We start from the raw sequence: 19,198 nt of genomic DNA, 5'->3' as shown, positions 1-19,198 counted from the left end.
GTGCATGAGAAGCAAGGTACGAAAGGGGCTGCTGGTCTCCCTGAGCCTGCTGCTGGCGGCCTGCAGCAGCCAGCCGGACGCCAGCAAGAGCGGCAGTTGGCGCGGCTATACCCAGACCGGGCTGGCCTCCTACTATGCGGATCGCTATCACAACAAGAAGACGGCGAGCGGCGAGCGATACAATAATGGCGCCAACACCGCGGCCCATATGACGCTGCCCTTCGGCTCCCTGGTGAAGGTGACCAACGTGGCCAACGGCAAGAGCGTGGTGGTGCGGGTCAACGACAGAGGCAACTTCGCCAGAGGGCGGGTGATCGATCTCTCCAGGGCAGCCTTCAGCAGCATAGGCAATACCCGAGCCGGTCTTATCAAGGTGAACCTCGAGGTGGTGAACTAGCCGGGGCAGAGGAGGGGACCCAGGCTCCCCTCATGGTGAGTCAGATCCGAAAGTCGCAGGACGGGCCTGATAGGAATAGGCCGGATCTGATGAACACATGTCCTCATTCCTGTGCTTATTACCCTGCGGTTTGACCCGTTCAAGCCCCTGTCCTTGCTCTGCCCTCCATCGTTACCCGCTTTTTGCCCCGTGCTTATCGGGTTTCACCTCGCCTCATCCCATGCCTCCTGGTCATCTCTCCATCCTGCTGTCACTCCCATCGCCTATTGATAGCGTTCGCTGCTCTTCAAGCTGGCTGACTCGACATCAATTCAACATCAAGTGTTGAATAATTAAAAAAAAGTATAAAAATATGAGAGCCGGTGCTATCTTGGGGTCACAGGATCCAGCAGGAGAGCGCAAGCGCCATGACCATTGAACGATATGCCACCAGCAAGCCTTTTCCCTTTGCCGATGCGGTGAAGGCAAACGGCTTTCTCTTCCTCTCTGGCCAGGTCTCGATGACGGCCGGCGGTGAGCCTCTGCATGGCTCTGTGGCGGAGCAGACACGGCGGATCCTGGGGTCAGTCGAGGAGACATTGACACGTGCGGGGGCGAGTCTGGCGCAGGTCGTCAGGGTGCAGGTGTGGCTGAGCGACATGAAACACTTCGCCGAATTCAACGCCGAGTACGGCACCTGGTTTGCGAACGGCTTCCCGGCCCGCTCGGTGACGAGCAGCACCCTGGCATTCGGGCTGGATGTGGAGATCGAAGTCCAGGCGACAGCCTCATAGAGAGCATGCATGTGAATATGGAACGCGACAGCCTGATCACCGTCTTGATGGCATCCCTTGAAACCCTCCGAACCACGATTCCCGCCAATACCGAAGCGGTATTGCATGATCTGACCAGGCCCGAAGAGTCGGTCATCGCCATCGTCAATGGCCATGTGAGTGGCCGCAAGCAAGGGGATGCCCTGTTGGCCGGCCCGGATGATGACATGGGGTTCCTGGGCTTGCTCGAGACGACACCCGACATCAAGCACCGCACATTCAGCGGTTATGTCTCGAGGACGGCGTCCGGCAAGTGTCTGAATAGCGCATCGACCCTCTATTACGGGGAGGGCGGCGTGCCCCTGGTGGCATTTTGCATCAATGTGGATACGGAGACGGTCAGTCAACTGAAGCGCGATCTGGATTATCTCTTCCTGCCCGCCGGCATGGACGAAGAGCCGGAAGGCAAGTCGAGCAATATCTCCATCCAGACGCTGGACGAGGTGCTGCAGCGATATCGGCAGACAGGTGCGGAGAGCAAGATCGATTTCAGAAGGCGCGTGGTGTCAGACATCCACGGGATGGGTTTTTTCAAGATAAAGGGCAGTGTCAACCATGTCGCCAGGGTGTTGGGGGTGACGCGATACACGATTTACAACTACCTGGAGAAATGTGATGAAAAATAGTGGCGTGACTAGGCTTCCCTTCTATCAGGTGGATGCCTTCACCTCCCAGCCCTTTGGTGGCAACCCCGCCGGGGTATGCCCCCTGGAGACCTGGCTGGATGACGAGGTGCTCCAGGCCATCGCCATCGAGAACAATCTGTCAGAGACGGCCTTCTTTATCCCGGTAGCAGATGGCTATAATTTGCGCTGGTTTACCCCTGGGGTCGAGGTCGATCTCTGCGGGCACGCGACCCTGGCCGCCGCCTGGGTGCTGTTCAACAAGCTGGATCACGCCGGTGAGTGCATTCGGTTTCACACCCGCAGCGGGCTGCTCACCGTGACCCGCTCGGGCCAGGAGTACTGCATGGACTTCCCGGCGAAGGCGGCGACCCGGATCACGCCTCCCGCGGGCTTGCTGGCCTCACTCGGCATAGATGAAGGGGTCGTCGGGGTATGGCAGTCAGATGATCTGATCGTGCTGGTGAATGATCGGCAGATCATCGACAGGCTGGCCCCGGATTTCAATACGCTAGTGCGGTTTGAGACCCGTGGTGTCATCGTGACGGCGGCCGATGAGCGCTTCGATTTCGTCTCCCGCTGGTTCGGTCCTCAGGTGGGGGTCAACGAGGATCCGGTGACCGGCTCCGCGCATACCTTCCTGGCGCCGTTCTGGGCGGAGCGCACAGGCAAGAGGGAGCTGATTGCCCAGCAAGGGGGCGCACGCAAGGGCACCTTGCGTTGCATAGTGCGGGATGACGGTCGCGTGGAGCTGTATGGTGAGGCGCGCATGACCATCGAGGGCAGCTTCCTGCTGTAGTGGTTCCAGTCGGCGTTGTCCTCGCATCCGCCATTTGGCAGGAACGCTTTGGCATCTGGGCTGAGCGAGGGGGGATGGCGGCGCTCGTCCATTTCATCTCAACAAAACGGGGGCATCGGCTCCCGTTTTTTTATTGTCTGGCGCAGGTCTCATCGGATGCCGTTGTTCCCATGAGTGAACACTGTGTCCATTTTCCCGGCTTTATCCCCCCGTTGGCGGCCTTTACCCTGCACTCCTGCAAGAGGCAGCAATGACCAATGATGGGAGCCATAAGATGAAGACGAGTCAGGATAAGTTGGTATCGATCGCCGTGCTCAAGGCCCGTGCGGGAATGAGGGAACACTTGAGGCGCGCGCTGCAAAGACTCATTGCGCCGACGCGCAGGGAACCGGGCAACCTGGACTACGTGCTGTTTGAACTCAAGGAGGAGCCCGGCACCTTCTATATGCGGGAGGCCTTTGTCAGTCAGACCGCCCTGGACGAGCATTGTGCCACCGACTATTTTCAGGCCTTTGTCCGCGAGGCCGAGGGGCTGCTGGCCGAGCCCCTTCGGCTGATCTTCCTGGAGGAGGTGAGCCCCTCTGCCTGATGGTCAGGCCTTGGGCTGACTCGCCGATCCCCTGATCCCATCGCTATCCTTGGGAAGGCGGCTGGCCAGTGAGGGGCCAGCACCGTGAATACCAGGACTGACGCTCGCCGATGAGAGGGCGCTTGGAGTGTCCGGTCATCCGGGTGGGTTATCAAGGGGGCGAGATGAAGAATACGGTGAAAACCCTGGTGCTGGTGCGTCACGGCAAGTCCAGCTGGGAGGAGGATGTGCCGGACAGGGAGCGCCCCCTGGCCGAGCGCGGCAAGCGCGACGCCCCCGAGATGGGCAGGCGCCTGGCGAAGGCGGGAGTGAGCCCGGATCTGATCATCTCTAGCCCGGCGTGCCGCGCCCTGTCGACCGCGAGGCTGCTCGCCGAGGCGCTCGCCTATCGCGGTGAGATCGCCCTGGATGAGCGAGTCTACGCCAGCGATGCTCGCACCCTGCTGACGCTGATCGCAGGGCTGGATGAGGGCAAGGGGTGCGTGATGCTGGTGGGGCACGATCCCGAATTCACCGCGCTGGCCCACCACTTATCCCGAGGGATAACCCGCATGCCGACCTGCGCCGTCGCCCGCTTCAGCTTCGAGGGCGCGCCCTGGGCGGCCGTGCACACCCTATCACCGACCCACGTCTGGTTCGACTCCCCCAAGCAGCCGTAAGAGGTGTCCGCCCCGTCAGCCCTGCCAGGGCGTATCCGATGGGGCTCTATGTTTGAGATCCTCAGCGCCGCAATGACAACAGGGGCCGAGAGGCCCCTGTCTTTCATGTTCGATCCCATGCCTAGCTCACCGTAAAGGAGAGCATCATGCCGGTATCCTCGTGTTCCAGCAGGTGGCAATGGGCCATGTAGGCACGCTCTTTGGGGGCGGGGTGATCGAACTGGATCAGCACCTCGCTCTCGTCCCCCTCGACCCGGACCATGTCCTTCCAGCCGCTGCGATGGAGCAGGGGCGCTCTGCCGTTCTCCTTGAGGATGCGAAAGCGGGCGCCGTGGATATGGAAGGGGTGCAGCATCATGTCCCCCTTGCCGGAGAGGGTCCAGAGCTCAGGCTGGCCGCGTGTGGCCGCAAAGGCCGGTACCCCCATCTCGAACGCCTGGCCGTTGATGCGATTCGCACTCAGGAGGGCATCACCCAGCCCGCTCCGCTCCGCGTCGGCCATCCCCATGGCGCCGTGATCCATGCCCTTCATCGACTTCATGCCCGCCATCTTGTGCATGGCGTGGGGATCCTCGCCTCCGGCGGCGTGCATCTCCATGCTCATGCTGCCCATGGCCTTCTGGCCGTAGGTCTCCATCAGCCGCTGCATGCCGATCCTGTCCAGCGCCGGATCCATGGATAGCTGGAAGTGGCGGCGAGTCCAGTTGTCGCCTTTCGGTGGCAGGGGCGGGATCGCCCTGAGCGAATCCGGCAGGCTCGCCGTGATCGACTGGGTTGAGGGGAGCAGGGTGAGCAGAGGCAGGGGCTGATCGAAGGGGGGCAGGGCCATTCCCATCTGGGAGACGGGCAGGGCGAGCAGCTCGACGGCCTTGTCTTTGAGCTCCACCATGACTTCGAAGCGCTCCCCCATCAATACTTCCAGCTCGGTGAGCCTGACGGGCTCGGGCAGGAAGCCCCCGTCGGAGGCGATGACATAGAAGGGCTGGTTGCCGCCGAGGGCCAGGCGCAGGGAGCGGGCGTTGCAGCCGTTGAGAACGCGAAGCCGTACCCAGCCGCGAGGCGCCACATGCTGGGGGGCCAGGGCACCGTTTACCAGCGGCAGGTCGCCGAACCAGCCCACGGCGGCGCTCATCTCATCGAGTCGATAGTCTATCTGCCCCTTGTCGTCGAGACGCTTGTCCTGAATGACCACGGGCAGGTCGTTGATACCCCAGCGGGCGGGGAGCGGCCAGCGGGCACTCTCCTCGTCGTCGATGAGAATGAGGCCAGCGAGCCCCATGGCCACCTGGCGCCCGGTCTTGCCGTGGGCGTGGGGATGGTACCAGCAGGTGGCGGCGGGCTGGGTCACCGTGAAGCGGCTGGTGAGGGTCTCTCCCGGCCCTATCATGGCCTGGGGGCCGCCGTCGGCGTCGCCTGGGATCTCCAGCCCGTGCAGATGTACTGTGGTGGTCTCCGGCAGCTGGTTCAGGGTGTGCAACTGGACGGCCTGATCGGTGCGCAGCTTCAGGGTCGGACCGAGCAGGGCACCGTTGTAGCCCCAGGTCACCGCCTCCTTGCCGCGCCAGGCTGTTAGGCCGCTCTTGGCGGTCAGGGCGATATTGCCCTGGGCATCGGGGGCGAGCAGAGGGGGGATGGGCAGGCTGGGCGCCTCGGCGGCAGACAGAAAGCGGGCATAGGAGAGGGGCAGTGTGCCGGCGAGTCCGAGCAGGGCGCTCCGGATCAAAAAGTCACGTCTGTTCATGGGAGGATCCTCCGTCAGGTTCTCGTTACCGTCACCTTGACTCTTCCCCCTGAGGGAAGGTCAACCCGCAGGGGACGGTCCGGCTGTCTATCCCTTTGCTGCGCTTATTCGCCGAGAGGATTTGCTCTGCCATGATGATTGACAGGCGTGGCCCTACTGCACAGCCTGGGTCTCGGGGAAGGAGTCTTGCCACTCGGGGTGATAGCGGCGCAGGATCCCCTGCTGCTCTTCGCTGAGGTAGGGGTTATCCAGCGTAATCACGGTGCGAGATGGTAGATCCAGCTGCTGCAACGCCAGCCGGGTCGAGTCATGGCTGCGCAGCAGCGCCTGGAAGCTGCCGTTGTGGTACATGATGTCGAGGCCAGCGGCCACTATCTCATTGGTGCGCCTGTTCTCGGGGGCGCCGTAGAAGAAGAGATCGCTTGGGTAGTGCAGGAGCAGCCGGTTGTCGATGGCGAGACCCGGGCCGAAGTGTGCCACCTCGGGCAACACCTCGAAGATGGCGCGGGGCAGCACGTCGAAGCGCCCGGCCTTGAGCATGGGGAAGAGGTTGGGGTATTCGGAGGTGACCACCTGCAAGCCATTGGCGCGCAAGATGTCGCTGTCCACCCAGGTTCTACCGCTGCCGATGCGAAGGCGCTTCAGGCCCTCCAGATCCCTGATGCCGGCCAGCCCCTCGTCCCTGGCCGGGTGCAGCAGCACCCGGTAACCGCCGCCTCCCAGATAGATAGGGACGGGAACCAGAGAGAGCCCCCTGGCGAAGTCGGCGCCGATGGAGGTGGCCAGCATGTTGCAGCGTTTGCCGAGGCTGACCTCGGTGGCCGCGCGCTTGTCTGAGGTGACCCCTTTCGGCAGTTGGCAGAAGCGCACATCCGGGGTGTGGCCGGCGGCGCGAATGGCGCTCTCCAGCAGGGTTTGGCGATACTGCAGCAGGGGATTCCCGGTCTGATTGCTGCCGACCAGGCGCACCCGCACCACCTCGGCCTGGCTCGTCACAGGCCAGAACCCGCTCGCCAGCAAGAGGGTGCAAGCGGCTAACCAGGATCCTTTGGACATACATGCTCCCTCTGTCGCCCGGGCCGGTCAGCAAGCCCGTCTAGTCAGCCCATTATGCGGCGCCGCTTGTCCGCCACACAACCGTGGGAAAATGCGGGTTATCACAGATTTGTTCTCCATCGCAGATCCACTCGAGCGGCTGCTGGTCTGCTGTTCATCAGGATACAGGCCCGAGTTCAGTCGCCGTCGGGCTGGTTCATCTGCTGGCTCATGGTATCGATAAAGTCGCGGATCACCGGTGAAACAGGCGCGCCGGCCGTCTGCGGCGCATAGAGCACGCACACATCGGCCGGGATGGCCTGCTCGAGGCGCACGAAGCGCACATGGGGCCACTTCTGGTGGGCATAGCTGGCCGGGGCGAGGGCCACCTGCTGGCTGGTCGCCACCACCGCCATCAGGGTATTGGGCTCGACCACCTCCTGAGTGAGCTGGGGGTAGAAACCCTCCATCAGGCAGGAGTCGATGATGAGATCGGTGGAGGCGGAATTGGCCCGGCTCATCAGCACGAAGCGCTCCCCCGCCAGCTCGGTGAGGGAGACTCGCTTGCGATCCCGCAGCGGGTGCTCGTCCGATACCGCCAGCACCATGGACTCCCGATAGACGCTCTCGGCCTGCAGGGGGTGGATGTTGAAGGTGTCGGCGAAGCGGGCGAGGCCGATGTCGATCTCCTTGCTCGCCAGCGCCTGTTTCTGCTTCTCGGGCGAGAGCTCGGTGAAGGAGATCTCGTACTCGGGGTGCAGTCGATGGCACTGCCTTATCACCTCGCCAAAGCCCGCCCAGAAGATGGAACTGACCAGACCGATGCGGATCTGGTTGCGCTCCATGCGCCCCGCCTGCACCACCTTGTTGAGGCCGCTCTCCAGCACGTCGAACAGCAGGGTGCATTCGTCCATCAGCAGGCGCCCTGTGGGGGTGAGGTGCACCTGACGGGTGTGGCGCTCGAACAGGGTCAGCCCCAGCACGGTTTCCAGCTCCTTGATCTGGGCGCTCAGGGGCGACTTGGAGACGTTCAACCGCTCGGCGGCCCGGCTGAAGTGACCGTAACGGGCCACCTCATGGAAGTAGCGCAGCATCTTGAGGGTGACGCGATCGCGCCACTGGCTGTCGAGGGACAAGGGAAGCTCCTGTGATGTGTCTTGTGTCATGGAGGGAGGGTGAGATCCCCGTCAAAGATTGCGCATCCAGCACCATCCGCAGCGACCCGGCTGAGGGGGTTGGGGACGATCCGGCTCACACTCTGCACCCCCTTTGCATTCACAACCTGCTTGCCACCCTGCCGTTCGGACACAAACAGGTGTCAATCAGCGCCTTATATTGCCTTTTCAGCCACTCAAATGGCCTGCAGCGGGTTTTATTGTGCTGAAAATCAGGATAGTTTGGCCGATTTTAACGATTTTTTTCGCCAAACACCTCCCCTAGAGTGAGCCCATCGTTTCTTCCATCACTCAATGAGGCGCACTCCATGCACAACCCACAGCACTCCATGCCACAAGATCCCGTTATCAACGCCGTCGCCACCATACTCGCCAGAAAGCCTGGGTTTGCCCCTCGCGCCGCTATGATCCTGGGCTCGGGCCTCGGCGTGCTGGCTGATGCGCTGGAGGAGAAGGTCTGCATCCCCTACGAGGAGCTGGATGGCTTCCCGGTCAGCACTGTAGTGGGTCACAGCGGCGAGCTGGTGCTCGGCAAGCTGCACGGGGTGGACGTCATCTGCATGAAGGGGCGTGGCCACTACTACGAGCACGAGACCATGAAGGTGATGACCACACCGGTGCGCACCTTCAAGCGCCTCGGTTGCGAGCTGCTGCTGGTGACCAATGCCGCGGGCTCATTGCGCCCGGAGCGGATCGGGGTCGGCTCCCTGGTCATCTTCAACGATCACATCAACACCATGCCGGGCACCCCCATGACGGGCGCCAACGACGAGGCCTACGGCCCGCGCTTCTTCAGCCTGGCCAATGCCTATGACAAGGCATTGCGCAGCGAGGCACTGGCGGTGGCCGAAGGCGAGGGGATAGCGGTCAATCAGGGGGTCTTCGTCTCCTACAGCGGCCCCTGCTTCGAGACTGCGGCCGAGATCCGCATGATGCAGATCATCGGCGGCGACGTGGTGGGCATGTCTGTGGTGCCCGAGGTGGTCAGTGCCGCCCACTGCGGCCTGCCGGTGCTGGCCATCTGCGCCATCACCAACATGGCGGAGGGGCTCGGCGACGTGCAGCTCTCTCACGAGCAGACCCTCAAGTGCGCCAAGCTGGCAGAAGCGGACTTCATTCGCCTCATCAACGCCTTCATTCGCCACCATTTCTAAGCACTCCAAGACCAGGAGGTCATATGTTTGTAGCAGGATTTCTCGGCATGGCGGCGCTGGTGCTCATCGCCATTCTCGCCTCGACCAATCGCAGGGCCATTCGCCTGCGTACCGTGGGGCTGGCGCTGGCCTTGCAGGTGCTCATCGGCGCCCTGGTGCTCTATGTGCCCCTGGGACGGCGGGCGCTGGAGGCCATGGCCCACGGCATCGACGCCGTGCTGGCGAGCGGCAAGGCCGGCATCCATTTCCTGTTTGGCAACCTGGTCAACTTCTCGGTGGATGGCATCGGCTTCGTGTTCGCCCTCAACGTGCTGCCCCTGGTGGTGTTCTTCTCGGCGCTGATCGCCGTGCTCTATTATCTCGGCATCATGCAGCTGGTGATCCGCTTCATCGGCGGCGCCATGGCGCGCCTGCTCGGCACCTCGCAGACCGAGTCCATGTCGGCGGTGGCCAACGTCTTCGTCGGCCAGAGCGAGGCGCCCCTGGTGGTCAAGCCCTATATGCCCAAGATGAGCGACTCCGAGTTCTTCGCCGTCATGTGTGGCGGCATGGCCTCGGTCTCCGGCACCGTGCTGGCAGGCTACGCCATGATGGGGGTGGACATGCAGTACCTGTTGGCGGCCTCCTTCATGGCGGCCCCCGGCGGTATCCTGTTTGCCAAGCTGATCATCCCGGAGTCCAGCCAGCCGGCTTATGAGTTCGATCACAGCGTGCAGTTCGATGGCAAGAAGCCGGAGAACGTGCTGGCCGCGGCCGGGGAAGGTGCCAGCAGTGGCCTCAAGCTGGCGGCGGCCATCGGCGCCATGCTGATCGCCATGATAGGCCTGGTTACGCTCGTCAATACTTTGCTCGGCGGGGTGGGGGACATGATGGGCATGTCGCTCTCCCTTGAGATCATCCTGGGCTGGATCTTCTCACCGCTGGCCTTCCTGCTCGGGGTGCCCGTGGCCGACATCGGCATCGCCGGCGCCATGATCGGCAAGAAGCTGGTGGTGAACGAGTTCGTGGCCTACAGCGATCTCGCCCCTTACCTGAAAGACGCGAGCACGGTAACCGCCGCCGGACTGCAGGTGCTGGAGGAGAAATCCAAGGTGATCATCAGCTTCGCCCTGTGTGGCTTCGCGAACCTCGCCTCCATGGGGATCCTGATCGGCGGCCTCGGCACCCTGTGCCCGTCCCGTACCGACTTCATCGCCCGCCATGGCCTGCGCACCGTGCTGGCCGCCACCTGCTCCAATCTGATGAGCGCCGCCATCGCCGGGGTCTTCTTCTCCCTGGCTATCTGACCCTCATCCCTCTGTTACGGGGCGCTGCGGCGCCCCTGTTTATGACCCCTATCCCAACCATGTCGGAGCTTTCTTATGTCTTCTGCCACCCCCTTGGATCTCAAGCCGGCCGCCATCCGGGCCATCGGTCTGATGGATCTCACCAGTCTCAATGAGGACGACACGGATGCGCGCATCACAGCGCTCTGCCAGCAGGCGAAGACGCCCCATGGCAACACGGCCGCGGTCTGCGTCTATCCCCGCTTCGTGACCCTGGCTCGCAACACCCTGGCCGCTCAGGGCACGCCGGATATCAGGGTCGCGACCGTGGTGAATTTCCCCCGCGGGGAAGATGAACCCGAGACTGTGCTGGCGGAGACTCGTGCCGCCCTCAATGACGGCGTCGACGAGATTGATCTGGTGATCCCCTGGCGCGCGCTGATGGCCGGGGACCAGGCCCCCGCACGGGCGCTGGTACGCGGTTGCAAGGAGCTCTGTGGCGATCGCGTGCTCAAGGTGATAATCGAATCCGGTGAGTTGAAGGAACCCGCACTCATTCGCGCCGCCTCCCTGCTCGCCATCGAGGAGGGGGGCCGATTTTATCAAGACCTCCACCGGCAAGGTGGCGGTCAATGCCACCCCGGAGGCCAGTCGCGCCATGCTGGCGGCCATCGCCGAGCTGGGCGCCCAGCACAGGGTGGGTTTCAAGGCGGCGGGCGGGGTGAGAAGTGCGCAAGAGGCGGCGGACTACCTGGGGATGGCGGCGAGCGAGTTTGGCGAGCATTGGGCGGATGTAGGGCATTTTCGCTTCGGCGCCTCCAGCCTGCTCAATCAGCTGTTGGCAACCTTGAACGGCAGAGAATCGCAGGCGCCTGCCGCCCTGGCCTCCCACGAGAACTACTGATCCCTTTTGTCTTATCGGCGCCTCGCACGGGGCGCCCGTCACTCAGGTGCATCCCATGTCACACTCCCGTTTTCATCAGGCCAGGGCCCACGGCAAGGTGCTGCTGTTCACCCTGCTCATCAGCCTGTCGTTCCCCATCGGCAGCGCCCTGACCGCCGCACTGGATCCCCTGGTGGTCACCTGGGTGCGCTACCTGCTGGCGGCCCTCTGCTTCGTGGTATTGCTGGCGGGCCAGCGCAAGCTGGTGTTGCCCTCCTGGCGGGATCTGGGGCGCTATACCCTGATCTGCCTGCCGGCGCTCTGTTACTTCGTCGCCATGTTCGTGGCCTTGAAAGAGACCAGCGCGCTCGATGCCAGCGCCCTCTACACCACGGTTCCCTTGATCAGTGCCCTGGCCAGCATGTTGATCATGCGCAGATCCATCGGCCTGCTGATGGGGGCTGCCTTGCTGGGGGGCATGGTAGGGGCGGCGCTTATCATCTTTCGGGGGGATCTCGCCGAGGTGGCGAGCCTGAGCCTCACCCCGAGCAACCGCCTCTATCTGCTCGGCTGTGTGGCCATGGCCCTCAACCCCATCCTGGTCAAGTGCTACTACCGGGGGGAGTCCTTCGTCCATCTCACCTGCTGGACCCTGATCTGCGCGAGCGTCTTGCTCACCCTGGTGACGGCGCCCCGTCTGCTGGCCATCGACTGGCACGGGGTCACCCTGCCGCTCTGGCTCGGCATGGGCTATCTGGCGCTGTTTGCCACGGCGCTGAGCTTCTTCCTGTTCCAGCAGGGCAGCGTGGCACTGCAGCCGGAGCAGGTCTCGGCCTACACCTACCTCATCCCAGTGCTGGTGTTGCTCTGTGATCAGCTGCTGGGGGCATCGGCTCCCTGGCAACAGGTGGGCTGGGGGGTGGCCGGGGTGCTCGCCACCATGGCTGTGATGGTATGGGCGCCCGTGAGTGACGCCCGGCATCTTCCGCTATCGGAAAATGGTTAACGCAAGGTGACGCACACCCGTACCGAGCCTTGATCAGCTCTGAGGCATTCGCACTCCCTTGTCAAGATAGAGGCTGCTGTAGTGAGCCCTGTGGGTGACCAGCATCACCTGATGGCGGCTGCCGTCGGAGAGGATGATGAAATCCCCCGCCTGGGCGGGACTTTGCAGGACGATTTCGTGTTCGGGGGCGGTCAACTTGTCGGATTCTTCGCGAAAGCTGAGGGTGTAAGAAAACATATGGTGCTCCACAACTGGCACATATACAGACACATATTCACAACTCTAGTTGTCCGTGCCGGGATCCGCGGCGCCCAAGCGGCGCCGGTGGAGCAGATAATGTCAGAAGGGCAGAAGAGCGTGGGATCAGGGCCGGCCGCTCAGCAGGATGGCGCCGCCGAGTGTGATGAAGAGCCCACCCGTGATGCGGCCAAACAGGCGCTGGCTGCGACCCGGCTTGAAGTAGCGGCCGGCGCGTCTGGCCAGGGCGACATAACAGAGGTGTACCAGGCTGACGATGGCGCAGATGGTGAGATACATGGTGACGAACTGCAGCGTCAGCGGGCTCTGGTGATCGAGAAACTGGGGCAGCAGGGCACAGAGGAAGATGATGGTCTTGGGATTGCTGGCGGAGACCAGACAGGCCTCTCGCAACACGGAGAGGGAGGTTCTGGCTCGCCCTTGACCGGGGGAGGGGGCTATCCCCTGTGCGCCGGCATTGGCCGCGCGCAGCGCCTTGTAGCCGAGATACACCAGGTAGCCGCCCCCCGCCAGCTTGAGGGCGATAAAGAGGGGCGGCAGGGTCTGCAGCAGTGCCCCCACCCCCATGGCGACCAGGCCGATGAGGATGGCCTGACAGCCCAGGTTGCCGAGAATGCTGATGAGGGCGGCGCGCCAGCCGTGCTGCAGGCCGTTCTTGACCACCAGCAGCACGTTGGGGCCCGGGGTCAGGGTTGCCAGCAGATAGGCCAGCGAAAACAACATCCAGGTGTTCGGGTTCATGAGCTCGTCCTTGGCGCCAAAGCAGGCATGATGCCAGCGTATTTGACGGGCCGTCCAGCGGCTTCTTGTCCGGCCATGCGACGGGCCCTGGAGAGGTTAATCCTGGGTAGCAGGGTCTGCGGCTCAAGATGTGATGGGCAAGCATTGATATAAAAAAACCGCCGTCAGGCGGTTTTTATTGCTGTGAAATCCTATTTCAGGGCTTTCTTCAGCTTCTTGATCTTGCTCTCCTGCTTGGCGATCTTCGCTTCGCGGGACTTGATCTGCTTCTTGATCTCTTTCTTTGAGGCTTTGGCCATGGCGTGTCTTCCTTAAATGAAGGGCGGCAAGCTGCCCTTGAGGGTCTATCCATCGACAGCAGGCTGATGGTTGGGTGAATGGTGCTGCGAGCCGATGCGCCCTGTCGCGAGCCGCGGTGCTTGGGCCGCTCTGGCGCCTGACCGGGGGATGGGCGGACTCGATATGCTCGTTTATCCCTGTCAACAGCGTCTCTACAACCTAGTGTTATTTGCCCACAAAGCAAGCAAAAAATCAGTGATGAGAGTCAAATGATGACGCTCTTGCGATGAAATTCATGGCGGGGAAGGGGATGAAAAACGGCTGTTTTATCAAGGCGTTGGCAATAAAAAAGCGCCCGGTGGGCGCTTTTTCGTGGCAAGCAGGAACTGTGAAGAGCCGGATCAGGCCTTCTTCAGGTAGGCCGCCACCAGCACTATCTGCACGCCGTTCACCTTGCCTTCGATGTGCAGGGGGTTGTTGGTCAGGCGAATGCCCTTGACCAGGGTGCCGCGCTTGGCGGTGAAGCCGGCGCCCTTGACGTCCAGATCCTTGATCAGGGTGACAGAATCCCCTTCGACCAGCACGGCGCCGTTGGAATCGACGGTAGGGACGTTGTCGTCATCGGTCGCGGCAGCCATGCCCGCCTCGGCCCAGGCCTTGGTCTCTTCTTCCATGTACATCATGTCCAGCATGTCCTGAGCCCAGAGCTCGCCGCGAGCGGAGAGGGCCTTCAGCTGACGCCAGGCCATCACCTGCACCGCCGGCACCTGGCTCCACATGCTGTCACCCAGGCAACGCCAGTGGTTGACCACAGTGCTCTCCGGCTGCTCCAGCTGACCACGGCAGGTGGCACAGAGGGCCACGCTATGATCGTCATCGCTGACGGGGGAGTGGGGCACCGGGAAGGCAGTCAGGGCCTGTTCTGCTCCACAGAGTTCACACTTGGCGCCCGCGCGCGCTTGCAGGATGGCATTGATGGTCATGTTTAGATTCCGTTTATAGGGAGAAAACGGCCCGCCAGAGCGTGCCGCGCTAACAAAGGCGCGGAATATAGCACAAATCCCTGTTGTTTGTCAGGCTACCCTGGGCACTCGCGGCTTGTCGCCACTGAGCAGGCGTCTTGTCGGGTTCTGTGGGTTGGCCATGATGGGTGCCAATCCCCCCGATGATGATGGCCAGCGAGCTGACGACAGTGCCCACACCCAAAGGCCGGCGTCATGGATGCTTTTTGGCGGCAGATCGCTAGAATGAGCCTCCTTTTTGACTGCAGGACAACTTCGCCGTGCTGGCTCATCGCTTTCAACAACTGGACGGCTTGCTGACGCAGACGCGGCGCTGGTGGCAATATCAGCCCTATCACCACCTGAGCCTCGCCTTCGCCGGAGAGGCCCCCGCACTGGCCGACTGCCTCAAAGCCATGAGCCTGGATGAGATCATGCACCTCGACGGGGACATGGAGGCACTGTGCGCCCTGCTCGCCCCCTGGATCCCGGAGGGGGCCGAGCTGCATGCCCTGAGCGAGCTGGATGCCTTCCTCCCCGAGCCCATTGAATGTGGCAAGGCCATGGCCATGTACATGCCGGGGCGCAAGCAGGCCCAGATTGAAGCCTTCGTGGGTGTGCTGCCCCCCCATCAGGGGCCCTATCTGGAGTGGTGCGCCGGCAAGGGGCATCTGGGGCGCCTGGTCTCCCTGCATCGCGGCGCGAGCGTCGTCAGCCTGGAGCTGCAGGGCCAGCTCTGCGAGGAGGGTCGTCAGCTGGCTCGGCGCGATGGTGCCCGTATGCAGTTTGTGGAGGCCGATGCCTTTGCCCCCGAGGCTGGGCAGCTCATCACGAAACAGCACCACGCCGTGGCGCTGCACGCCTGCGGTGAGCTGCATACCCACCTGCTGGAACGGGTCGCCGAGCGGGGGGCGAGGGGGGTGACCCTCTCCCCCTGCTGCTATCACCTGATCCGCGGCGATCACTACAGACCCCTGTCCGAGGCCGCGAAGGCCAGCCGCCTTCACCTTGGCAAGAGTGACCTCAAACTGCCGCTACAGGAGACGGTGACCGGCGGCGCCCGCATCGCCCGCCTGCGGGAGCAAGAGGTGGAGTGGCGCCTGGCGTTTGATTGCCTGCAGCGCCAGGTACGCGGGGTGGATGCCTACATGCCGGTGCCCAACATGCAGAAGAGCCTGCTCGCCGGCAGTTTCGAGGCATTCTGTGGCTGGGCCGCCGCGCGCAAGGGACTGGTGCTGCCCGAGGGGGTCGACTACGCCGCCTTCCTGGCCAGAGGGAAACAGCGCTACGGGGATGTCGCCCGCATGGAGCTGGTGCGCCATCTGTTTCGCCGCCCGCTGGAGATCTGGCTCATGCTCGATCGCGCCCTCTTCCTGCAAGAGCGGGGCTATCGGGTGGAGGTGGGGGAGTTCTGCGACAAGCCGATGACGCCGCGCAACATCCTGATCCGGGCGGTGCGCGACTGATTGCCCATCCCGCCAGCCGACCGGGCAGGCAATCCTCGGTCATTTAGGCAACGGCAGATTATAGGCGATTATGCCGCCAGGCCTGTTCACTCAGGCCCGGCTATTTCGGCCAGGCTCTTCTCCCCTGACTCTATTTCCTTGCCATCCACGTCGGAATAATCCGGCTTGGATGAGCAGGGGCTGCCGGAGCCCAGAGTGAAATGGCTCACAAATTCGTCAGATTCTTAATTCTCGTCGTGAATTTAGTAATTCAAACGCCTATGCTCGGCCTGCACATTATTTCACGACAAGGATTGCCATCATGTTCCAACCCAAGCTCTGCGCCTGGCTGGTGACGGCGCTTTGCGCCTCCTCGGCGCAGGCCGCCATGAATATCCAACCCGATCCACAAAATAGCGGCGGTTATGTGATTTCTGCCGCCGATATAACGGCCGTTGAAAAATCCAAGACGGCCAATCCCATGTATGGGGTCTGGTCAAAGGCATTGGCCACGCGCCCCAATACCATTGTGGATGCCATAGTGCCGCGCCTTGCCAGTAATCCGGACAACGTGAAACGGGTCGAGCGGGTATTTACCGAGTCGGATTGGGATTTTCTCACCCAGATGGCGGCGCCAGAATATACCTATGAGCGCTTCCTGCGCGCCGTGGGTAAATTCCCCGCATTCTGTGGTGAATATACCGATGGGCGCAATGCGGATGCCATCTGCAAGAAATCCATCGTGACCGCCTTCGCCCATTTCGCTCAGGAGACCGGCGGCCATATCGCCAAAAATAACAGCTCGGATAACCCGCTCGGATTGGAAGAGTGGCAGCAGGCGCTGGTGCATGTGCGGGAGATGGGTTGGTCGGAAGGGCAGACTGGATATACCACTGGCTGTGGCCAGAATGACTGGCAAAACAAGAAATGGCCCTGCGCCACCGGTCAGGGCTATTTTGGCCGAGGGGCGAAACAGCTCTCCTATCACTTCAATTACGGCGCCTTCTCCGAGGCGATGTTTGATGGCAACGCCACTGTCTTGCTCAACGATCCCGGTCGTGTCGCCGACTCCTGGTTGAACCTGGCCTCGGCCATCTGGTTCTTCCTGACCCCGCAGGCCCCCAAGCCTGCCATGCTGCATGTGATCGACCGCACCTGGGTTCCTTCCCAGCGTGAGATCGCCGCGGGCATCGGCTATGGCTTTGGCACCACTATCAACGTCATCAACGGCGGCATCGAGTGCGGCGAGCAGAATAAAGACAAGGGGCAGCCGGTCAATCGCATCCGCTATTGGGAAGGGCTGGCGGCCCATTACGGCATCCCCTTGCTGGCGGATGAGAAGAATACCTGCTGGCAGCAGACCCCTTATGGCAGCCTGAATTTGAACGGGGCCACCGATGTGCTTTACACCAACTGGGATGGCAACTGGAAATATTACGCCGACAGACCCGGTGGTTATTCCTTCGAATGTGAGCTGGTGGGCTTCCAGACCGCCTATTCGGCGCTGGTGCCGGGGGATTATGAGAAATGCGTGACCAACGCCTATGGATCTCACGCCAGTTGGCCCAAGGTCAGAATTGTCGACAAGCTGGATCCAGCCCCGGTCGATCCTTCCAATCCACCCGTCGGGGATATTCCGGCCTGGGTCGCCAGCAAGGTATATACCGCGGGCAACAAGGTGAGCCATAAAGGCATCGTCTATCAGGCCAAATGGTGGACGCAAGGAGATGATCCCACCAAGGGTGGCCCCTGGGCACCGGCATCCTGAAATAACCAGAGTGTTATAGCCAGCATGCGTTAATCCGTATGTGATAACCAAAGTTTGATAACTAAAGTGCAGTATTAAAAGCACGATAATCAGAGCGCCGGGGACATACAGGCTCGGCGCTCTGTCATTCATATGAGAGGCGAGTGGCCTTTCTGTAATGGGGACGGACAAGCAGTATATGGGGAGTTGATTTATTACTGCGGCTGCTTTATTGATGACGGCTCGTTATCCAGCCAGACCTCAATATGATCTTCTATTCCCTGCGTCTCTGCCCGGCCTGTCAACGGCGCCTATTTCCGTTCAAGGCGATCCTTGTCAGCCCCAGAGTTAAATTCAACTGCAAGCAGTGTCATGCCCGGCTGGAAATGTATGAGGTGCGCCGCCTTCCGCTGATTTATGGGTTGCTGATGGCCGGCTTCTTTACGGTGATGTTACGAGAGTACGGCAATCTGTTGAGCCTGGCGTTTGGTATCAAGGCGGCGCCCCTCTTGCTGCTGATGCTCTATATGCAGTTGAAAACCAGTGCCCTTAGGGTGTGGCAAGAGGTGCCCAAATCGGCGCCGTAACGGGTTTCCCGCGGGGTGCACCCTGTCTTGAACCGATGAAATATTGCCGTGGCCACGCCGCCTTGAGGCCACAACATGAGGAGTGAGCCATGAATATCGCCATCCATTTTGAAATTCCGGTACGGGATCTGGAGCGTGCCATCCGCTTCTACGAGCGGGTGTTTGAACTCGCACTCGAGCGGGTCACTATCGATGGCAACGAGATGGCCCTGTTCCCCCTAGACGATGAGGCGCCCGGTTGTTCGGGGGCCCTGGCCAGGGGGGAGAGTTATGTGCCTAGCCAGGACGGTACCCGCATCTACCTGAGGGTGGACAATATCGCGTTGACCATGAGCCGCGCCCTCGCGGCGGGGGCTGAGGTGCTCTACCCTGTCACTCGGGTGAGCGAGACCATCCGGGTGGCGGAGTTTAAGGATACCGAGGGCAATCGCATCGCCCTGCAGGAGATGGCTGCGGGCTGATCTTTCACGCCATGAGGCAGGAACCCAAGTCATGACCATACGTATTGCCACCCCGGCGGATGTCGCCGGGATGTTCGAGGTGCGCACTCAGGTGCGCGAAAATCACATGTCCCTCGCCGAGCTGGCCGAGCTTGGGATCACCCCACAGAGCTTGCCCGATATGCTGTGTGGCAGCGGGCGCGGCTGGGTTGCCTGCGACGAGGGAAGGGTGGTGGCCTTTGCCATGGCGGATGCCGGCGAGGCGACCCTGTTTGCCCTGTTTGTCCACCAGAGCCATGAGGGCAAGGGACTGGGGCGCCGATTGATGCAGGTGGCCGAATGCTGGCTGGCGGCGCAGGGTTGCCGCGAGATATGGCTGCTGACGGACGCCGACAGGGCCGTCAGGGCGAACGGGTTTTATCGTCATCTCGGCTGGTTGGATGACGGTATTCAGGAGGATGGGCAGGTTCGCTTCACTAAGCCCTTGTCGGGGGACGTCTGACGAGCAGAGGGACCAGCCTGTCGAACGGAAGCATGGCCGAAGAGACTTCGGCATCTTTTT

General features: G+C 62.0%; 20 protein-coding genes and 2 pseudogenes. 15 read left to right on the top strand and 7 right to left on the bottom strand.

The window, feature by feature from the left end; all coding sequences use genetic code 11:
- Nucleotides 1–4 precede the first annotated feature (4 nt).
- From ACRCYW_RS00570 to ACRCYW_RS00545, 6 genes are all read left to right on the top strand, one after another.
- Nucleotides 5–397, top strand: coding sequence for a septal ring lytic transglycosylase RlpA family protein (locus tag ACRCYW_RS00570; protein WP_438548257.1), 393 nt, complete (start codon nucleotides 5–7; stop codon nucleotides 395–397).
- Between the two features lie 407 nt (nucleotides 398–804).
- On the top strand, nucleotides 805–1,170 hold the full coding sequence (locus ACRCYW_RS00565; RefSeq protein WP_438548256.1) for a RidA family protein: 366 nt from the start codon (nucleotides 805–807) through the stop codon (nucleotides 1,168–1,170).
- A gap of 17 nt (nucleotides 1,171–1,187) precedes the next feature.
- Nucleotides 1,188–1,835 carry a helix-turn-helix transcriptional regulator gene (locus tag ACRCYW_RS00560; RefSeq protein ID WP_438548578.1) on the top strand — a complete coding sequence of 216 codons (648 nt, stop codon included), beginning with the start codon at nucleotides 1,188–1,190 and terminating at the stop codon, nucleotides 1,833–1,835.
- On the top strand, nucleotides 1,825–2,631 hold the full coding sequence (locus ACRCYW_RS00555) for a PhzF family phenazine biosynthesis protein (RefSeq protein ID WP_438548255.1): 807 nt from the start codon (nucleotides 1,825–1,827) through the stop codon (nucleotides 2,629–2,631). Before ACRCYW_RS00560 ends, ACRCYW_RS00555 begins: the two co-directional genes overlap by 11 nt.
- A 274-nt stretch (nucleotides 2,632–2,905) precedes the next feature.
- The gene (locus ACRCYW_RS00550) at nucleotides 2,906–3,220 is read left to right on the top strand and encodes a putative quinol monooxygenase (protein ID WP_438548254.1); all 315 of its coding nucleotides are present in this window, start codon (nucleotides 2,906–2,908) and stop codon (nucleotides 3,218–3,220) included.
- A 110-nt stretch (nucleotides 3,221–3,330) separates the two neighbouring features.
- Nucleotides 3,331–3,879, top strand: a complete 549-nt coding sequence (locus tag ACRCYW_RS00545; protein WP_438548253.1) for a SixA phosphatase family protein — start codon at nucleotides 3,331–3,333, stop codon at nucleotides 3,877–3,879.
- A 121-nt stretch (nucleotides 3,880–4,000) separates the two neighbouring features.
- Here ACRCYW_RS00545 and cueO read toward each other — a convergent pair whose 3' ends face one another.
- From cueO to ACRCYW_RS00530, 3 genes are all read right to left on the bottom strand, one after another.
- Nucleotides 4,001–5,620: a multicopper oxidase CueO gene (cueO, locus tag ACRCYW_RS00540; protein ID WP_438548252.1), complete on the bottom strand. Its 1,620-nt coding sequence runs from the start codon at nucleotides 5,618–5,620 to the stop codon at nucleotides 4,001–4,003.
- Nucleotides 5,621–5,773: 153 nt separating this feature from the next.
- Nucleotides 5,774–6,676: a hypothetical protein gene (locus ACRCYW_RS00535; protein ID WP_438548251.1), complete on the bottom strand. Its 903-nt coding sequence runs from the start codon at nucleotides 6,674–6,676 to the stop codon at nucleotides 5,774–5,776.
- A gap of 176 nt (nucleotides 6,677–6,852) precedes the next feature.
- Nucleotides 6,853–7,791, bottom strand: coding sequence for a LysR family transcriptional regulator (locus ACRCYW_RS00530; RefSeq protein ID WP_438548250.1), 939 nt, complete (start codon nucleotides 7,789–7,791; stop codon nucleotides 6,853–6,855).
- 347 nt (nucleotides 7,792–8,138) lie between these two features.
- Between ACRCYW_RS00530 and xapA the strand changes: the two genes are divergently transcribed.
- The 4 genes and pseudogenes from xapA (at nucleotide 8,139) to ACRCYW_RS00510 (ending at nucleotide 12,138) form a co-directional block, all read left to right on the top strand.
- On the top strand, nucleotides 8,139–8,984 hold the full coding sequence (xapA, locus tag ACRCYW_RS00525) for a xanthosine phosphorylase (RefSeq protein WP_438548249.1): 846 nt from the start codon (nucleotides 8,139–8,141) through the stop codon (nucleotides 8,982–8,984).
- Nucleotides 8,985–9,007: 23 nt separating this feature from the next.
- Entirely contained in the window at nucleotides 9,008–10,270 is a 1,263-nt protein-coding gene (locus ACRCYW_RS00520) for a NupC/NupG family nucleoside CNT transporter (RefSeq protein ID WP_438548248.1), read from the top strand.
- Between the two features lie 75 nt (nucleotides 10,271–10,345).
- A pseudogene (gene deoC / locus ACRCYW_RS00515) lies at nucleotides 10,346–11,153 on the top strand (deoxyribose-phosphate aldolase).
- A 55-nt stretch (nucleotides 11,154–11,208) separates the two neighbouring features.
- Nucleotides 11,209–12,138: a DMT family transporter gene (locus ACRCYW_RS00510; RefSeq protein ID WP_438548247.1), complete on the top strand. Its 930-nt coding sequence runs from the start codon at nucleotides 11,209–11,211 to the stop codon at nucleotides 12,136–12,138.
- Nucleotides 12,139–12,171: 33 nt separating this feature from the next.
- On the opposite strand, the gene ACRCYW_RS00505 is transcribed toward ACRCYW_RS00510, so the two are convergent.
- The 3 genes from ACRCYW_RS00505 to ACRCYW_RS00495 form a co-directional block, all read right to left on the bottom strand.
- On the bottom strand, nucleotides 12,172–12,375 hold the full coding sequence (locus ACRCYW_RS00505) for a hypothetical protein (RefSeq protein WP_100860518.1): 204 nt from the start codon (nucleotides 12,373–12,375) through the stop codon (nucleotides 12,172–12,174).
- Nucleotides 12,376–12,501: 126 nt separating this feature from the next.
- Nucleotides 12,502–13,137, bottom strand: a complete 636-nt coding sequence (locus ACRCYW_RS00500) for a LysE family translocator (RefSeq protein WP_438548246.1) — start codon at nucleotides 13,135–13,137, stop codon at nucleotides 12,502–12,504.
- A gap of 680 nt (nucleotides 13,138–13,817) precedes the next feature.
- The gene (locus ACRCYW_RS00495) at nucleotides 13,818–14,399 is read right to left on the bottom strand and encodes a PhnA domain-containing protein (RefSeq protein ID WP_438548245.1); all 582 of its coding nucleotides are present in this window, start codon (nucleotides 14,397–14,399) and stop codon (nucleotides 13,818–13,820) included.
- 264 nt (nucleotides 14,400–14,663) lie between these two features.
- Between ACRCYW_RS00495 and ACRCYW_RS00490 the strand changes: the two are divergent.
- Nucleotides 14,664–15,883, top strand: a pseudogene (locus tag ACRCYW_RS00490) (methyltransferase).
- 86 nt (nucleotides 15,884–15,969) lie between these two features.
- Here the strand turns inward: ACRCYW_RS00490 and ACRCYW_RS00485 are convergent.
- Nucleotides 15,970–16,092, bottom strand: a complete 123-nt coding sequence (locus tag ACRCYW_RS00485; protein ID WP_438548244.1) for a hypothetical protein — start codon at nucleotides 16,090–16,092, stop codon at nucleotides 15,970–15,972.
- Nucleotides 16,093–16,184: 92 nt separating this feature from the next.
- On the opposite strand from ACRCYW_RS00485, the gene ACRCYW_RS00480 reads away from it, so the two are divergent.
- From ACRCYW_RS00480 to ACRCYW_RS00465, 4 genes are all read left to right on the top strand, one after another.
- A complete protein-coding gene (locus ACRCYW_RS00480; RefSeq protein ID WP_438548243.1) occupies nucleotides 16,185–17,630 on the top strand; it encodes a chitinase in 1,446 nt (481 codons plus the stop codon).
- Nucleotides 17,631–17,875: 245 nt separating this feature from the next.
- Entirely contained in the window at nucleotides 17,876–18,196 is a 321-nt protein-coding gene (locus ACRCYW_RS00475) for a hypothetical protein (RefSeq protein WP_438548242.1), read from the top strand.
- 89 nt (nucleotides 18,197–18,285) lie between these two features.
- Nucleotides 18,286–18,657, top strand: a complete 372-nt coding sequence (locus ACRCYW_RS00470; RefSeq protein WP_438548241.1) for a VOC family protein — start codon at nucleotides 18,286–18,288, stop codon at nucleotides 18,655–18,657.
- Nucleotides 18,658–18,688: 31 nt separating this feature from the next.
- A complete protein-coding gene (locus ACRCYW_RS00465) occupies nucleotides 18,689–19,138 on the top strand; it encodes a GNAT family N-acetyltransferase (protein ID WP_438548240.1) in 450 nt (149 codons plus the stop codon).
- Nucleotides 19,139–19,198: the final 60 nt, after the last annotated feature.

Origin of the sequence: Aeromonas sp. (genome assembly GCF_051657805.1) — a bacterium.
GTDB lineage: Bacteria > Pseudomonadota > Gammaproteobacteria > Enterobacterales > Aeromonadaceae > Aeromonas.
Note: the sequence above shows the minus strand (reverse complement) of the source record. Positions and strands in the feature narration are given on the sequence as shown.

Excerpts from the sequence above, each read along its gene's own strand:
- ACRCYW_RS00570 (WP_438548257.1), top strand. The coding sequence starts at position 5 with ATGAGAAGCAAGGTACGAAAGGGGCTGCTGGTCTCCCTGAGCCTGCTG.
- ACRCYW_RS00565 (WP_438548256.1), top strand. The coding sequence starts at position 805 with ATGACCATTGAACGATATGCCACCAGCAAGCCTTTTCCCTTTGCCGAT.
- ACRCYW_RS00560 (WP_438548578.1), top strand. The coding sequence starts at position 1,188 with ATGGAACGCGACAGCCTGATCACCGTCTTGATGGCATCCCTTGAAACC.
- ACRCYW_RS00555 (WP_438548255.1), top strand. The coding sequence starts at position 1,825 with ATGAAAAATAGTGGCGTGACTAGGCTTCCCTTCTATCAGGTGGATGCC.
- ACRCYW_RS00550 (WP_438548254.1), top strand. The coding sequence starts at position 2,906 with ATGAAGACGAGTCAGGATAAGTTGGTATCGATCGCCGTGCTCAAGGCC.
- ACRCYW_RS00545 (WP_438548253.1), top strand. The coding sequence starts at position 3,331 with ATGAGAGGGCGCTTGGAGTGTCCGGTCATCCGGGTGGGTTATCAAGGG.
- cueO (WP_438548252.1), bottom strand. The coding sequence starts at position 5,620 with ATGAACAGACGTGACTTTTTGATCCGGAGCGCCCTGCTCGGACTCGCC.
- ACRCYW_RS00535 (WP_438548251.1), bottom strand. The coding sequence starts at position 6,676 with ATGTCCAAAGGATCCTGGTTAGCCGCTTGCACCCTCTTGCTGGCGAGC.
- xapA (WP_438548249.1), top strand. The coding sequence starts at position 8,139 with ATGCACAACCCACAGCACTCCATGCCACAAGATCCCGTTATCAACGCC.
- ACRCYW_RS00520 (WP_438548248.1), top strand. The coding sequence starts at position 9,008 with ATGTTTGTAGCAGGATTTCTCGGCATGGCGGCGCTGGTGCTCATCGCC.
- ACRCYW_RS00510 (WP_438548247.1), top strand. The coding sequence starts at position 11,209 with ATGTCACACTCCCGTTTTCATCAGGCCAGGGCCCACGGCAAGGTGCTG.
- ACRCYW_RS00505 (WP_100860518.1), bottom strand. The coding sequence starts at position 12,375 with ATGTTTTCTTACACCCTCAGCTTTCGCGAAGAATCCGACAAGTTGACC.
- ACRCYW_RS00500 (WP_438548246.1), bottom strand. The coding sequence starts at position 13,137 with ATGAACCCGAACACCTGGATGTTGTTTTCGCTGGCCTATCTGCTGGCA.
- ACRCYW_RS00495 (WP_438548245.1), bottom strand. The coding sequence starts at position 14,399 with ATGACCATCAATGCCATCCTGCAAGCGCGCGCGGGCGCCAAGTGTGAA.
- ACRCYW_RS00480 (WP_438548243.1), top strand. The coding sequence starts at position 16,185 with ATGTTCCAACCCAAGCTCTGCGCCTGGCTGGTGACGGCGCTTTGCGCC.
- ACRCYW_RS00475 (WP_438548242.1), top strand. The coding sequence starts at position 17,876 with ATGATCTTCTATTCCCTGCGTCTCTGCCCGGCCTGTCAACGGCGCCTA.
- ACRCYW_RS00470 (WP_438548241.1), top strand. The coding sequence starts at position 18,286 with ATGAATATCGCCATCCATTTTGAAATTCCGGTACGGGATCTGGAGCGT.
- ACRCYW_RS00465 (WP_438548240.1), top strand. The coding sequence starts at position 18,689 with ATGACCATACGTATTGCCACCCCGGCGGATGTCGCCGGGATGTTCGAG.